Origin of the sequence: Vibrio sp. 10N.286.46.A8 (genome assembly GCF_041470165.1) — a bacterium.
Classification (GTDB): domain Bacteria; phylum Pseudomonadota; class Gammaproteobacteria; order Enterobacterales; family Vibrionaceae; genus Vibrio; species Vibrio tasmaniensis_A.
In genome coordinates, this window is the sequence record NZ_JBFRLX010000090.1 from 1 (window position 1) to 13,939 (window position 13,939).

The following is a 13,939-nucleotide window of genomic DNA, read 5'->3' on the forward strand; positions in this document are numbered from 1 at the left end:
TTAGGCTACGGATATGGCTTGCCTGTTCTTGTAAGGTTTGCATTAACAAACGCGACAATTCTCTTTTCTGTTCTTCAGTACGTCCAGAAAGTAACTCGAAGCTAATATGAACAAAATCTACATTGTCCTCTTCATCACCGACCAACCAGTTATGACAGCGTAGTGAACGAGACTTCACAGAAGGTACATCAAACAAACCACAGTTTAATGTAACTTGATGAAGGTCTTCCAGTAAACCTTGGATATTCACTCGCTCATCCACTGAATTTGAGTACTCTAGAACTAGATTCGGCATTATTACTTCCTATTGTTAACGCAATCGTTTGTCCCTTAATAGCAACTAACGATGAAAAATCCGAGAAGTTAGCTATTATTCTGTCTGCCGGATCACTGATATTTGCTCAAAATCTACTCTGACCATTGAGTAAGATCCAAGAAAGTCATGACCACAGTCATGATCTGTTGATATTATTCTGTTATATTATTTCGTAATAAAGTTTACTTTTTTACATTCGATTTATTTAAATACTTTGGAGATATTCCTATGCGTCATCCTGTAGTTATGGGTAACTGGAAACTAAACGGCAGCAAAGAAATGGTTGTTGATCTACTAAACGGTCTTAACGCTGAACTTGAAGGCGTAACAGGCGTAGACGTAGCAGTTGCTCCACCAGCACTTTTCGTTGATCTTGCTGAGCGTACGCTTACTGAAGCGGGCAGCGCTATCATCCTAGGTGCTCAAAACTCTGACCTAAACAACAGCGGTGCATTCACTGGCGACATGTCTCCAGCAATGCTTAAAGAGTTCGGCGCATCTCACATCATCATCGGTCACTCTGAGCGTCGTGAATACCACGCTGAGTCTGACGAATTCGTTGCTAAGAAATTCGCATTCCTAAAAGAGAACGGCCTAACTCCAGTTCTTTGTATCGGTGAATCTGAAGCACAAAACGAAGCAGGCGAAACTGTTGCTGTATGTGCTCGTCAACTTGACGCTGTTATCAACACTCAAGGTGTTGAAGCTCTTGAAGGCGCTATCATCGCTTACGAACCAATCTGGGCTATCGGTACTGGTAAAGCAGCTACAGCTGAAGATGCACAGCGCATCCACGCTCAAATCCGTGCACACATCGCAGAGAAATCTGAAGACGTTGCTAAGAAAGTTGTTATCCAATACGGCGGTTCTGTTAAGCCAGAAAACGCAGCAGCTTACTTCGCACAACCAGACATCGACGGTGCTCTAGTTGGCGGCGCAGCACTTGACGCGAAAAGCTTCGCAGCTATCGCTAAAGCAGCAGCTGAAGCAAAAGCTTAATTTAAACTTCACCGTTTAGATTAGATGAAAGGTCAACTTAGGTTGGCCTTTTTTGTGCCTGCCGTTTGTGAAAACTCAAACGACAGGCACAAAAAAACCGCTGAACAATCAGCGGTTTTTAATATTTTTTAAGCGAACGCTAAGCTTGGCTTAGAATAACTCTTCTGCAACGCGGAACAACTCAGAACGGTCTGGGTTCTGCATGTTCTCGATACAGTCGATGATATCGTGGTGAACAAGAGCTTCTTTCTCGATACCAACACAACGACCACCTTGACCTTCTTGAAGAAGGTGAACGGCGTAGTTGCCCATACGAGAAGCTAAAACACGGTCAAATGCAGTAGGACGACCACCACGTTGAATGTGACCAAGAACGGTTGCGCGAGTCTCACGACCTGTTGCCGTTTCAATCTCTTTAGCCAATTCGTTCGCGTCCATCATTAGCTCAGTTAGAGCGATAATTGCGTGCTTCTTGCCTTTCGCAATACCATCTTGAATATTGCTGATTAGCTGATCTTTATCTAGGCCAGTCTCAGGTGTAATGATGTACTCACAACCACCCGCGATTGCTGACATAAGCGTAAGGTCACCACAGTGACGGCCCATGATTTCAACAATAGAAATACGTTGGTGAGAAGAAGACGTATCACGTAGACGGTCGATTGAATCGATAACAGTGTTAAGCGCAGTTAGGTAACCGATAGTGTAATCAGTACCCGCGATATCATTGTCGATTGTGCCAGGAAGACCGATACATGGGTAACCCATCTCAGTCAGTTTCTTAGCACCCATGTAAGAACCGTCACCACCGATAACAACAAGTGCTTCGATACCGTGCTTCTTAAGGTTCTCGATGCCTTTCTCACGAACAGCAACGTCTTTGAACTCAGGGAAACGTGCAGAACCTAAGAAAGTACCACCACGGTTGATCACGTCAGATACGCTTGAACGGTCAAGCTTTTCGATACGGTCTTCCACAAGGCCTTGGTAGCCGTCGTAAATGCCGTAAACTTCAATGCCAACTGATAGCGCAGTACGAACTACACCGCGAACTGCTGCGTTCATGCCTGGAGCGTCACCACCACTGGTCAAAACACCGATCTTCTTAATCATGCTCACCCTCGATTTTTGGGAATCTATTATTCAATTCTTGTTCTTGCTGATTGTATATCAACAAGATTTTAAATCTATATTTGTACGTTATGTTACATTTCCTCAACAGGAATAGCACTTAAATCACGTAAAATTATGTAACATTTCTACTTCTGTAAGAGTATTACAGTTTTACTCAATAACTTTGTTGATTCACATCAGAATCAACATTAATTGTTACTAAGGTGATTTTTGAATCACCTTTGAGTTAGCAATTTTTACTCACTTTAGTTCAAAAGCCATTCACTTGCCATTTGCTGCCTAATTTTTAGACGCATTACCATGAGTGAAATTTCTGCTGCTTCTCTGGGCCAAATACGACCGAATATGGATCTTGATGAATTAATACATCAGCATCAGGGAACACTGAAATAAGCTTGTCCTCTACTTCGTCAGAAATGCGGTGTGCTTCAATCAGTGGGATATTATCTTCGAGTTCTAAATGCAATTGAATGAAACGAACAGGCCCAGAACGGCGCGTTCTTAGTTGATGTACACCCAGTACCCCTTCCACACTCAACGATGCCTCTTTAATTTGCTTGAGCTCTTCATCGGGTAACTTGTGATCAAGTAGAGATTGCACCGCTTCCATCGCCATTTGGTAAGCACTGTAAAGAATGTAGATGCCGATACCAATCGCGAATACCGAGTCTGCTTGACCGATACCAAACCAGCTCAGTGCTAGCGCCAGCATAATCGCCGCATTCATATAGAGGTCAGATTGATAATGCAGTGAGTCAGCCGCAATTGCTTGGCTACCCGTTTTGCTCACAACATGCTTTTGGAATCGAACCAAACCGAAGGTCATGACCATTGCGAACAAGCTGACATAAATACCAATTTCAGGAGAGTTCAGCTCATGCGGTCGGAAGAAACGTTCAATACCGTTAAGAATAAGGAAACAAGCTGAACCAGAAATAAACATCGCTTGTGCTAATGCAGCAAGAGATTCGGCCTTGCCATGACCAAAGGTGTGCTCTTTGTCGGCGGGCTGCAGAGAGTAACGAACCACCACAAGGTTGACGACAGAAGCGGCGATATCCAACAGTGAGTCAACAACAGAAGCTAATAAACTGACTGAGCCTGTCACCCACCACGCTGCAACCTTCACAACCAATAATATGGAGGCAATGATGGTGGCAGCCCAAGCGGCGAGCGTAACTAAACGTGCGTATTCTTGTTTCATAAATTGGCTATAAAGTGACTGATAGCACAAAGTATAACCCGCAAAACACCGATTGAATATGACAGCTAGGATCTAATACATTCATTTTAAAGATCAAAAAAAGCGGCACTAGGCCGCTTCTTTCTAAACACTTTCAATCAATCCAGTTTTTTCAAACCATGAATTACTTATCTTTGTTCATGCGTTTTTCCATTTTGTCCGCACATTTAGCCATGCGATCTTGCTGGATTTCTTTCAGTTGAGTCTTCTGTTCAGGTGTTAGTACGCTCATCATTTGATGTTGCTTCTTCAGCATGGTTAAACGACGCTCTGTTTGCTTCTCTACCATTTGGCTTGCTAGGTCGTTTGCCGCCGCTTCATCAAAGGTATCGGCTAGAACTAAATCTTGAACTTTCTCGTGGTGCGCTTTCATCTGCGCCATCTTGTCCGCTTTATTACCTGAATGTTTTGCTTTCATCTCTGCACGGTTCGCTTCACGCATCTCTTTTAGCTCTGCTTTTTGAGCATCCGTCAGATCCAGTTGACGCATCACTTTTTTGTCAAAGCCGCCACACTTGCCGTGCATGCCTTTGTGGTCACCTTTATCGCCACCGCCATATGCGAACGCGCTTGCTGTACCTAACATAAGTGGAAGTGCCGCAGCTACTAGTACAAGTTTCTTAGTCATTTTCATAATTTTTGCCTCAATTCGGTATAATCAGTCATGTGTTGCGTTTGTTTTCAGCGCTTAGATATAGATTAGTCTTTCCCTCGTAAAGCGACGTTTAGAAAGCGTAAAGAATCGTAAAGAGTGAAAGTTGACGAATAATTAGCAGTATTATTAACCTATAAACAACTGATTAAGGCTTCCCAATGGCGAACATTCTTCTTATTGATGACGACACCGAGCTAACCGGCTTACTTAAAGACATACTGAGCTTTGAGGGATTCACTGTTTCCGAAGCCAATGACGGCTATGCGGGGTTGGAAGCTATCAATGATGAGATAGATTTGATTCTTTTGGACGTGATGATGCCGCGCCTTAACGGTATGGAAACGCTAAAGAAACTAAGAGAAAATTGGGAAACGCCAGTACTGATGCTGACAGCTAAAGGTGAAGAGATCGACCGTGTTATTGGCCTTGAGCTTGGCGCAGATGATTACTTGCCAAAGCCTTTCAGTGACCGAGAGCTGCTCGCTCGTATTCGTGCCATCTTACGTAGAACGCAGATCAACACCGCACCTAAAGCAACCAGTGATAAGGTTCAATATCAAGACATTGAAGTGTTCCCCGGCAAGCAAGAAGCTTATTGTAATGGCCAGCTTATCGATCTTACCACCACCGAGTTCGCTTTGCTGAGTCACCTAATCCAGAACCCAGGGCAAGTGATCACCAAGGAAGCGTTGAGTTTGGATGTGCTGGGCAAAAGGCTTGCAGCATTTGACCGTGCGATAGACATGCACATATCCAACCTACGTAAAAAAATCCCAGAACGCAGTGACGGTAAATCTCGCATCAAGACATTACGAGGCCGTGGCTACTTATTGGTAGAGGAAGATTAATGCGTATACCTAAAATCACCAGCTTATATGGACGTATCTTTGCTATCTTTTGGTTCACCATGTTACTGGTGCTTTTGTCGGTACTGTCACTTCCCCATTTAGACCCGCGAGTGGCGCGCGATGTACCTGCCGATCATCTCGATAAACTCGAACGTATCGCTAAATTCACAGAAAAGCGCTACGCCAAAGAATCTAACCTGGGAAAAATAGTGTTCCAACTTGAGGCACCGCGTAGCCGCAAGGATTCTCGTGCTCGTATTTACCTAACCGACCTTGAAGGCGCGGTCCTTACATCGAAAAGACACTCAAATTACAAACTTAAAGCGATTCGTAATTTTGTTACCTCGATAGATAACCCTGAATTACCCAAGCAAAAGTTATACGGACATTACATGGTAGCAGGGCCAGTCCCTATCACACTCGCTGGAGAAGAATTACTGATGTATGCCGGAGTAAAATGGAACCAACCTCCTCCATTTTTGCTGCGCTTATTTGATAGACCTTTACAGTTATTGCTTGCGGTAATGCTAGCAAGTACCCCACTGCTATTATGGTTAGCTTGGGCATTGAGCCAACCTGCTCGTAGGCTTGAACGCGCAGCACAACGTGTGGCGAAAGGTCAGTTTGAGGTCGATCCCACACTCGAAAAAGGCACCTCAGAATTCAGACAAGCGGGTGAGAGCTTTAACCAGATGGTCGAAGCGGTTAATCAGATGATTTCGGGGCAACAACGCCTACTTTCAGATATCTCACACGAGCTACGATCGCCATTGACCCGCCTTCGCATGGCCAATGCTCTTGCGATTCGTAAACAGGGTGAGAGCCAAGAGTTAGAACGTATTGATATGGAAGCTCAGCGATTAGAGCAAATGATCAGTGAGCTACTGACGCTATCACGCATGCAGGTCGACAGCCATATTACTCGTGAGGTTCAGCCTATTTCGAGCTTATGGGAAGAGATTTTAAAAGATGCAGAATTTGAAGCTGAACAGATGGGTAAATTACTGACGTTTTCAGAGATCCCAGACCGTTCTATTTCGGGTAACCCTAAGCTACTGATGAGTGCCTTGGACAATATTACGCGCAATGCTATCTACTACGGTAAAGACCAAGTCGATGTGCAATTCGATGTTGTCCAAGATCGGCTGACGATTTGCGTCAATGATAATGGCGATGGTGTGCCTGATGACGAACTGGATTCTATCTTTAGACCTTTCTACCGAGTTTCAACGGCGCGAGATCGTAACTCTGGCGGCACAGGGCTTGGCCTAACCATTACAGAGAGTGCGATTCGTCAACACAGCGGAACCATCACTGCAAGCCGTAGCCAGCTCGGTGGATTACAACTCAAAATCACCCTGCCTATCCTGCCAGTGTAATACCCCTACAAAGATCACAGTTGATAATGATTTCCATTATCATTATGGTAAGTCCTCTAATTAAGGAGGATTTACCATGTCACACTCTTTTCCTGCTCTACCCTACGCCTACGACGCCCTAGAACCTTACATTGACGCTAAGACGATGGAAGTGCACTACAGCAAGCACCATAGAACCTACTACGATAAGTTTGTTGCGGCGATTTCTGGCAGTGAACTTGAGCAGCAATCTCTGACCGAGATCTTCGCTAACATCTCTCAGCACAGCCCTGCCGTTCGCAACAATGGCGGCGGTTACTACAACCATATTTTATATTGGAACTGCATGGCTCAAGATGGCGGGGGTGAACCAGCAGGTAAACTTGGCGACGCGATCCAAAGTACTTTCGGAGATTTCGAGACGTTCCAAGATCAGTTCGCTCAAGCGGCAATCAATACCTTCGGTTCAGGCTTTGCTTGGTTGGTAGTAGAAGAAGGACAACTGAAAATCATCTCGACCTCAAACCAAGACAACCCGTGGATGGATACCATCGCCAGCAACGGTGAGCCGATTCTTGCACTGGATGTCTGGGAACACGCCTACTACATCAGCTACCAAAACCGTCGCCCTGATTACATCAATGCATGGTGGAACGTGGTGAATTGGAATGCGGTTTCTGAAAACTACGCACAAGCACTCGCGAATAAAGCGTAAGCCAATGGTGGTGAACTGTACTCACTCAGCTTGCCACCGTATACTCTGGCTATCTTTGATTATTCTTGTGAACCAACATGTTTGATATCGCTCTATACGAACCTGAAATTGCGCCCAATACGGGTAACATCATCCGCCTATGTGCTAACTGCGGCGCAAACCTGCACCTGATTGAGCCGCTTGGCTTTGATTTTGAAGAGAAGAAAGTTCGTCGTGCTGGCTTGGATTACCACGACCTAGCGCGTGTTAAGCGTCACAAGAACCTAGAAGCCTTTCTTGAGTATCTAGAGAATGAACGCGAGGGTGACTTCCGCATCTTTGCTTGCACGACAAAGACCACAGGTCACCACGTGGATGCGAAATTCCAACAAGGTGATGTGTTGATGTTTGGCCCTGAGACACGTGGCCTGCCTGCAGAGTTCATCGAAAGCATGCCAATGGAACAACGCATTCGTATTCCAATGATGCCAGATGCGCGTAGCCTCAACCTATCTAACGCGGTTGCTATTATTGCATTCGAAGCGTGGCGACAAATGGGCTTTGAAGGCGCGGTATAACCGAACGCTCACCCCTGCTAGCAATAAAAAAGGCTCTTACCATTATCACTTTCTTGCGAAGGATAAAGGTAAGAGCCTTTTCTGTTTTTCCCTCTATATAAAGAAGAGAGAAAAAACGGATTAGTTTAAGCGGTTACGATCGTTGTCATCGTCTTTCTTCTCAAATTCACCCTCAAAGGTGTTGCCGTCTTTTGATTGATCTGATGGGTCGCGATTGAATGGGTCTTGTCCAAATGGGCTCTGACCAAAACCAGCCTGTCCACCCGCATGGAAACCACCAGACATATTGGTCACCACCATTTTTTCCATCATTTTCTTAGCAATCATCGCTCTTGGTGCTGGTAGCAATACCAACATACCGAGTGCGTCCGTCATAAAGCCAGGAGTCAGCAGCAATACACCAGCAACCGCAAGCATCACGCCTTCAAGAATCTGTTGTGCTGGCATTTCGCCTTGTTGTAATCGACCTTGCACAGACATAAGTGTTTGAATGCCTTGGCTACGAACAAGCGATGCACCAACAAGTGCAGTAATCAAAACCAACGCAATAGTTGGCCACAATCCTAAGAAGCCACCAACTTGAATAAATAGCCCAATCTCAATGATGGGTACGAAGATAAATAGTAATAATAAGATAGGAAACACACGCCCTCCTTTGTTACATCCAGTTTACGCTGAAAGCCCTATCAATCTCAAATTTATCCTGTAAATAAGCGTGTTTATTGACCGAGAATAACTTTGCAAAATATTGACGAAACAAAACCGAAAAAGGTGATCAACTTAATATTTTTATGCGCTAAGTACAGTATCATGTGCCACATAAGTCAGGACGGATTTATCAGCCCAATATTCTAGCGAACGGAGTATTTGCACACAGAATAGGCTAATAACTAACTATATAATCAGAATAATTCTCTAAGGATCCTGTTATGGCTAATCTATCAGAAGCTCAAGTTGAAGCTCCTCAAGCTACTCGTCTCGAAGAAGATCTACTAGGTCAACGTCATGTTCCGGCTGATGCTTACTACGGCATCCACACTCTACGCGCAGTTGAAAACTTCAACATCTCAAATGTAACGATCTCAGATGTACCTGAATTCGTTCGCGGTATGGTGATGACAAAGAAAGCAGCGGCTTTAGCAAACAAAGAGTTAGGTGTAATCCCAAGCGAAGTAGCTAAATACATCATCGAAGCTTGTGACCTCATTCTAGACACTGGTAAGTGCATGGATCAGTTCCCATCGGATGTATTCCAAGGTGGTGCTGGTACTTCTGTAAACATGAATGCTAACGAAGTTGTGGCAAACGTGGCACTTGAACTTATGGGCAAAGAAAAAGGCCAATATGAGTTCATCAACCCGAATGACCATGTAAACCGCAGCCAATCAACTAACTGTGCTTACCCTACGGGTTTCCGTATATCAGTTTACAACAGCGTTCGTAAACTGATTGACGCTATCGAATACCTAAAAGGTGCATTCGAGCTTAAGAGCCAAGAATTCAACACAATCCTGAAGATGGGCCGTACTCAACTTCAAGATGCTGTTCCAATGACGGTTGGCCAAGAGTTCCACGCTTGGGCTGTAACCATCAACGAAGAAATCAAAAACCTAGAATACACTTCAAAGCTTCTTCTTGAAGTTAACCTAGGCGCAACGGCTATCGGTACTGGTCTGAACGCAGCACCGGGTTACCAAGGCCTAGCAGTGAAACACCTAGCAGAAGTAACGGGCTTAGAGTGTGTAGCGGCTGAAGATCTTATCGAAGCAACATCTGACTGTGGCGCATACGTAATGACGCACGGTGCACTTAAGCGCCTAGCGGTTAAACTGTCTAAGATTTGTAACGACTTACGTCTTCTTTCTTCAGGCCCACGCACTGGCTTTAACGAACTAAACCTACCTGAACTGCAAGCAGGCTCTTCAATCATGCCAGCTAAAGTAAACCCAGTAGTGCCTGAAGTAGTAAACCAAGTTTGCTTTAAAGTTCTAGGTAACGACAACACGGTTTCTTTCGCAGCAGAAGGCGGTCAGCTTCAACTGAACGTAATGGAACCTGTTATCGCACAAAGCATGTTTGAGTCTCTAGACATTCTAACAAACGCATGTGTGAACCTACGCGACAAGTGTGTAGACGGCATTACTGTGAACAAAGAAGTGTGTGAATCTCACGTATTTAACTCTATCGGTATCGTCACTTACCTAAACCCATACATTGGCCACCACGAGGGTGATGTTGTTGGTAAGATCTGTGCAGAAACAGGTAAAAGTGTTCGTGATGTGGTTCTAGAGCGCGGGTTATTAACCGAAGAAGAACTTGATGACATTTTCTCTGTTGAAAATTTGATGCATCCTCAGTATAAAGCAAAACGCTACGAATAACGTTAGCGAAAAAGGGCTCCAAAGGGAGCCCTTTTTTAGGCTCCAATACGGTTAACCATGCTAATTTTGTGGATTTCTATTGGTTGCACTTTTGCGAAATAGAATCTAAACCATAGAACTATTATGTGAACATTCCAGCGGCGAATGTTCACATAATAAAATCTAAAATGAGGTGTTACTTATGATTGCAGTAGAACTATTTGTCGTCCTGCTCTTTATCTTTTTGGGGGCCAGAATTGGCGGTATCGGTATTGGTTTTGCCGGTGGTGCTGGTGTTATTGCCCTTTCACTGATTCTTGGCGTTCCGACAAGCCAGTCTTTCATCCCGATCGACGTAATCTTGATCATCATGTCGGTTATCACCGCAATTGCTGCTATGCAGGTTGCGGGCGGTATGGACTGGTTGGTACAAATTGCAGAAAACTTTTTGCGTAAACACCCTGAACGCATCACCTTTTACGCGCCGATTGTGACCTTTGTAATGACACTAATGGCCGGTACTGGTCACACAGCATTCTCTACGCTTCCTGTAATCGCAGAAGTAGCGAAAGGCCAAGGTGTTCGTCCTTCTCGTCCACTGTCTATCGCAGTTGTAGCCTCTCAAATTGCTATCACAGCTTCGCCAATCTCGGCTGCCGTTGTCGCTTTCGCAGCAATGCTGGCACCCTTTGGTGTTGATTACCTAACGCTATTGATGGTTTGTATCCCAACAACCTTCATCGCTTGTATGGTTGGTGCGGTTGTTGCTAACTACATGGGTAGCGAACTGAAAGACGATCCTGTTTACCAAGAACGTCTAGAGAAAGGTCTAATCAAACTGGCGACAGAAGAGAAACGTGAAATTCTACCAACAGCGAAGAGAGCAACGTACATCTTCCTAGCAGCGATTGGTTTCGTGGTTTGCTACGCAGCGGCTATCTCTAGCTCTGTTGGCCTAATTGAAAACCCAGCGCTTGGTCGTAACGAAGCGATCATGTCTGTGATGCTAGCAGCAGCAGCGGCTATCGTGATGTTCACTAAGATTGATGCTGCGAAGATTTCTTCAGCGCCAACATTCCGCTCTGGTATGACAGCGTGTGTTTGTGTACTTGGTGTAGCTTGGTTAGGTTCAACGTTTGTAAACGCACACGTTGCTGAGATCAAAGACGTAGCAGGTGCTCTACTGGCTGACTACCCATGGATGCTGGCTCTTGTTTTGTTCTTCGCTTCTATGCTGCTTTACTCTCAAGGCGCAACAACAGTTGCACTAATGCCTGCAGCTCTAGCGATTGGCGTAGCACCACTAACAGCCGTGGCTTCTTTTGCTGCAGTAAGTGCACTGTTCGTACTTCCAACTTACCCTACGCTACTGGCAGCGGTTGAGATGGATGACACAGGCTCAACGCGTATTGGTAAGTACGTATTTAATCACCCATTCTTCATTCCTGGTGTGGTAACAATCAGTACAGCGGTTGCACTCGGCTTCGCATTTGGCGGCCTATTCATCTAGTAATCACTAATGTTCTAAACTAAAAAAGGAAGCTTCGGCTTCCTTTTTTGTTTTCTGCTCAATGTGTTATTTGATACACGTCAAATAACCGTTATAAAATTCAAAAACCAACCAAAAATAAAGTTTGAATAAAATTCCAGGATTATTCAGGCCATTAATTAGGAATGCCTACCCAGTCAATCTCCCTTTGATTTACCGTCATCCCCATCGAATATTAATCCAAGCTAACTAACCAAAAAACCTTGCCAATTTTCTGCCATTTTTCAGCCCTTTCATTAGCCATTATTTTTGTGAACAGCACCAAACTTAAATACTGACGTAAGGAATAAAATAACCGCAGCTAAATTAAATCTAACTTCATTTGGATTGGTAAATATAAAAACAACCTTAATTTAAAGTCAGCAACTTTATATCGTTGAGTGCTTTATAAGTGTCCGTGTATTTACAATCTATAAATCATTAGTCGCTAATTCACATCACTTCTATTTAAGATGATGTAAGGAGATAGCCATGACAACTCAAACGATACCAAGCGAGAAAAAAAAGGGCGGCTTCTTTGCCAACTTTAAATTTCCTTCTGCCTACACCATTCTATTTATTCTGATTGCGTTCGTCGCGCTGCTTACCTGGATTGTTCCAGCAGGCCAATACGACCGTGCAATGAATGAAGAGCTAGGCCGAGAAGTACCCGTAACCGGAACCTATCAAGCGGTAGAAGGTAACCCTCAAGGCGTGATTGATGTACTGCTAGCGCCTATTGATGGCTTCTACGACCACAATAGCTATGAAGCAGCGGCTATCGACGTTTCGCTGTTCATCTTAATCATTGGTGGCTTCTTAGGACTAGTAACCAAAACAGGTGCCATTGATGCCGGTATCGAGCGCGTTACCGCCCGCTTAGAAGGGCGAGAAGAGTTGATGATACCAATACTGATGGCACTGTTTGCCGCTGGTGGTACCGTCTACGGCATGGCGGAAGAATCACTGCCATTCTATACATTACTAGTACCAGTAATGATGGCCGCTCGCTTTGACCCTCTAGTTGCGGCTGCGACGGTATTGCTTGGCGCAGGCATTGGGGTGCTAGGCTCTACCATTAACCCATTCGCGACCGTTATTGCTGCCAACGCCTCTGGTATTCCATTTACCGACGGTATCGCGCTGCGTATTGGAATGCTGATTATTGGTTGGGGTATCTGTGTCGCCTACGTCATGCGCTACGCAAGAATGGTACAAGCCGATCCAAAAACATCGATTGTTTACGACAAATACGAAGAGAACAAAGCGCACTTCCTTGGCAACGCAAGTGGTGAAAAACTGGAGTTCACCGCGACTCGCAAACTGATCCTGGCCATTTTTGGTGGCTCTTTCGCTGTCATGATTTACGGTGTATCCGTTGCTGGATGGTGGATGGCAGAGATTTCCGCGATGTTCTTAGCAGCGACTATTATTGTCGGTATTGTGTCTCGCATGAGCGAGGAAGAGTTCACAACTAGCTTCATTGACGGTGCTCGAGACCTACTGGGCGTTGCGCTTATCATAGGTATCGCACGTGGTATCGTAGTCGTAATGGACCGCGGTATGATCACCGACACTATTCTTTTCTCAGCAGAACAAATGGTGACTGGCCTTTCTTCAGTTGTCTTCATTAACGTGATGTTCTTCTTAGAAATTCTACTGTCATTCTTAGTACCTTCGACCTCTGGTCTAGCAGTGCTGACTATGCCAATCATGGCGCCATTAGCCGATTTTGCTGGCGTAGGTCGTGACCTTGTTATCACCGCTTACCAATCAGCATCTGGCTTGGTCAACTTAATCACTCCAACCTCTGCAGTGGTAATGGGCGGCTTGGCGATTGCTCGTGTCCCTTACGTGCGCTGGGTTAAATGGGTGATGCCATTAATCGGAATCTTGATGGTGTTCTGCATCGTTGTACTAAGTATTGGTGCGCTTATCTAAAACCTACACACCACCTTCTCGTTCAAAGCCGCTTTCTTAGCGGCTTTTTTATTGCTATCGCCCTCAGAGCCAGTCCCCAAAACAACCTCACGAGCTGCACACACTCTATTTAAAGCCTCTCTATAGCCAACCTCATCAGCCAACCTTAAACAATCCAAGGACACCTTCGACAAAGCGTAAATCAACGTTTTAATATTGATGTTAAGGCTAATAAAAAACAATCCATTCCTCTCCATTATGTTTATAAAAATATTTAGTCATTTATTAACGTTAATTATATTTAAA

13 protein-coding genes are annotated in these 13,939 nt (G+C 44.7%); 8 read left to right on the forward strand and 5 right to left on the reverse strand.

Annotated elements, in window-relative coordinates:
- Positions 1-295, reverse strand: a 295-nt coding sequence (locus AB4232_RS10365) for a 5-carboxymethyl-2-hydroxymuconate Delta-isomerase (RefSeq protein ID WP_372087062.1), incomplete at its 3' end; no start/stop codon positions are given.
- A gap of 249 nt (positions 296-544) precedes the next feature.
- Here AB4232_RS10365 and tpiA point away from each other — a divergent pair.
- Positions 545-1,315 (forward strand): triose-phosphate isomerase, encoded by a 771-nt coding sequence (tpiA, locus tag AB4232_RS10370; protein WP_012604968.1) that lies wholly within the window; start codon positions 545-547, stop codon positions 1,313-1,315.
- 150 nt (positions 1,316-1,465) lie between these two features.
- Here tpiA and pfkA read toward each other — a convergent pair whose 3' ends face one another.
- The 3 genes from pfkA to AB4232_RS10385 form a co-directional block, all read right to left on the reverse strand.
- Positions 1,466-2,428, reverse strand: coding sequence for a 6-phosphofructokinase (gene pfkA, locus AB4232_RS10375; RefSeq protein WP_009848871.1), 963 nt, complete (start codon positions 2,426-2,428; stop codon positions 1,466-1,468).
- Between the two features lie 316 nt (positions 2,429-2,744).
- Complete coding sequence (gene fieF, locus AB4232_RS10380) at positions 2,745-3,653, reverse strand: CDF family cation-efflux transporter FieF (RefSeq protein ID WP_009848870.1); 909 nt, start codon at positions 3,651-3,653, stop codon at positions 2,745-2,747.
- A gap of 163 nt (positions 3,654-3,816) precedes the next feature.
- Positions 3,817-4,326 carry a CpxP family protein gene (locus tag AB4232_RS10385; protein WP_012604971.1) on the reverse strand — a complete coding sequence of 170 codons (510 nt, stop codon included), beginning with the start codon at positions 4,324-4,326 and terminating at the stop codon, positions 3,817-3,819.
- Between the two features lie 179 nt (positions 4,327-4,505).
- On the opposite strand from AB4232_RS10385, the gene AB4232_RS10390 reads away from it, so the two are divergent.
- The 4 genes from AB4232_RS10390 to trmL all read left to right on the forward strand — a co-directional run bounded on the left by AB4232_RS10390 (position 4,506) and on the right by trmL (position 7,825).
- Complete coding sequence (locus AB4232_RS10390) at positions 4,506-5,195, forward strand: response regulator (protein ID WP_017103634.1); 690 nt, start codon at positions 4,506-4,508, stop codon at positions 5,193-5,195.
- On the forward strand, positions 5,195-6,574 hold the full coding sequence (cpxA, locus tag AB4232_RS10395) for an envelope stress sensor histidine kinase CpxA (RefSeq protein WP_012604972.1): 1,380 nt from the start codon (positions 5,195-5,197) through the stop codon (positions 6,572-6,574). Before AB4232_RS10390 ends, cpxA begins: the two co-directional genes overlap by 1 nt.
- A 76-nt stretch (positions 6,575-6,650) precedes the next feature.
- A complete protein-coding gene (locus tag AB4232_RS10400; protein ID WP_012604973.1) occupies positions 6,651-7,268 on the forward strand; it encodes a superoxide dismutase in 618 nt (205 codons plus the stop codon).
- A 77-nt stretch (positions 7,269-7,345) separates the two neighbouring features.
- On the forward strand, positions 7,346-7,825 hold the full coding sequence (gene trmL, locus AB4232_RS10405) for a tRNA (uridine(34)/cytosine(34)/5-carboxymethylaminomethyluridine(34)-2'-O)-methyltransferase TrmL (protein ID WP_009844716.1): 480 nt from the start codon (positions 7,346-7,348) through the stop codon (positions 7,823-7,825).
- A 120-nt stretch (positions 7,826-7,945) separates the two neighbouring features.
- Here the strand turns inward: trmL and AB4232_RS10410 are convergent, their stop codons facing one another.
- Entirely contained in the window at positions 7,946-8,470 is a 525-nt protein-coding gene (locus tag AB4232_RS10410; protein WP_372087063.1) for an FxsA family protein, read from the reverse strand.
- 284 nt (positions 8,471-8,754) lie between these two features.
- Between AB4232_RS10410 and aspA the strand changes: the two genes are divergently transcribed.
- The 3 genes from aspA to AB4232_RS10425 all read left to right on the forward strand — a co-directional run bounded on the left by aspA (position 8,755) and on the right by AB4232_RS10425 (position 13,654).
- Positions 8,755-10,206, forward strand: coding sequence for an aspartate ammonia-lyase (aspA, locus tag AB4232_RS10415; protein ID WP_009844714.1), 1,452 nt, complete (start codon positions 8,755-8,757; stop codon positions 10,204-10,206).
- Between the two features lie 181 nt (positions 10,207-10,387).
- Positions 10,388-11,695 carry an anaerobic C4-dicarboxylate transporter gene (locus AB4232_RS10420; RefSeq protein WP_009844713.1) on the forward strand — a complete coding sequence of 436 codons (1,308 nt, stop codon included), beginning with the start codon at positions 10,388-10,390 and terminating at the stop codon, positions 11,693-11,695.
- A 510-nt stretch (positions 11,696-12,205) separates the two neighbouring features.
- Positions 12,206-13,654 (forward strand): YfcC family protein, encoded by a 1,449-nt coding sequence (locus AB4232_RS10425; protein WP_372087064.1) that lies wholly within the window; start codon positions 12,206-12,208, stop codon positions 13,652-13,654.
- The last annotated feature ends 285 nt before the right edge of the window (positions 13,655-13,939 follow it).

Bases quoted from the DNA above. Each gene is read 5' to 3' on its own strand.
- tpiA (WP_012604968.1), top strand. From the start codon at position 545: ATGCGTCATCCTGTAGTTATGGGTAACTGGAAACTAAACGGCAGCAAA.
- pfkA (WP_009848871.1), bottom strand. From the start codon at position 2,428: ATGATTAAGAAGATCGGTGTTTTGACCAGTGGTGGTGACGCTCCAGGC.
- fieF (WP_009848870.1), bottom strand. From the start codon at position 3,653: ATGAAACAAGAATACGCACGTTTAGTTACGCTCGCCGCTTGGGCTGCC.
- AB4232_RS10385 (WP_012604971.1), bottom strand. From the start codon at position 4,326: ATGAAAATGACTAAGAAACTTGTACTAGTAGCTGCGGCACTTCCACTT.
- AB4232_RS10390 (WP_017103634.1), top strand. From the start codon at position 4,506: ATGGCGAACATTCTTCTTATTGATGACGACACCGAGCTAACCGGCTTA.
- cpxA (WP_012604972.1), top strand. From the start codon at position 5,195: ATGCGTATACCTAAAATCACCAGCTTATATGGACGTATCTTTGCTATC.
- AB4232_RS10400 (WP_012604973.1), top strand. From the start codon at position 6,651: ATGTCACACTCTTTTCCTGCTCTACCCTACGCCTACGACGCCCTAGAA.
- trmL (WP_009844716.1), top strand. From the start codon at position 7,346: ATGTTTGATATCGCTCTATACGAACCTGAAATTGCGCCCAATACGGGT.
- aspA (WP_009844714.1), top strand. From the start codon at position 8,755: ATGGCTAATCTATCAGAAGCTCAAGTTGAAGCTCCTCAAGCTACTCGT.
- AB4232_RS10420 (WP_009844713.1), top strand. From the start codon at position 10,388: ATGATTGCAGTAGAACTATTTGTCGTCCTGCTCTTTATCTTTTTGGGG.
- AB4232_RS10425 (WP_372087064.1), top strand. From the start codon at position 12,206: ATGACAACTCAAACGATACCAAGCGAGAAAAAAAAGGGCGGCTTCTTT.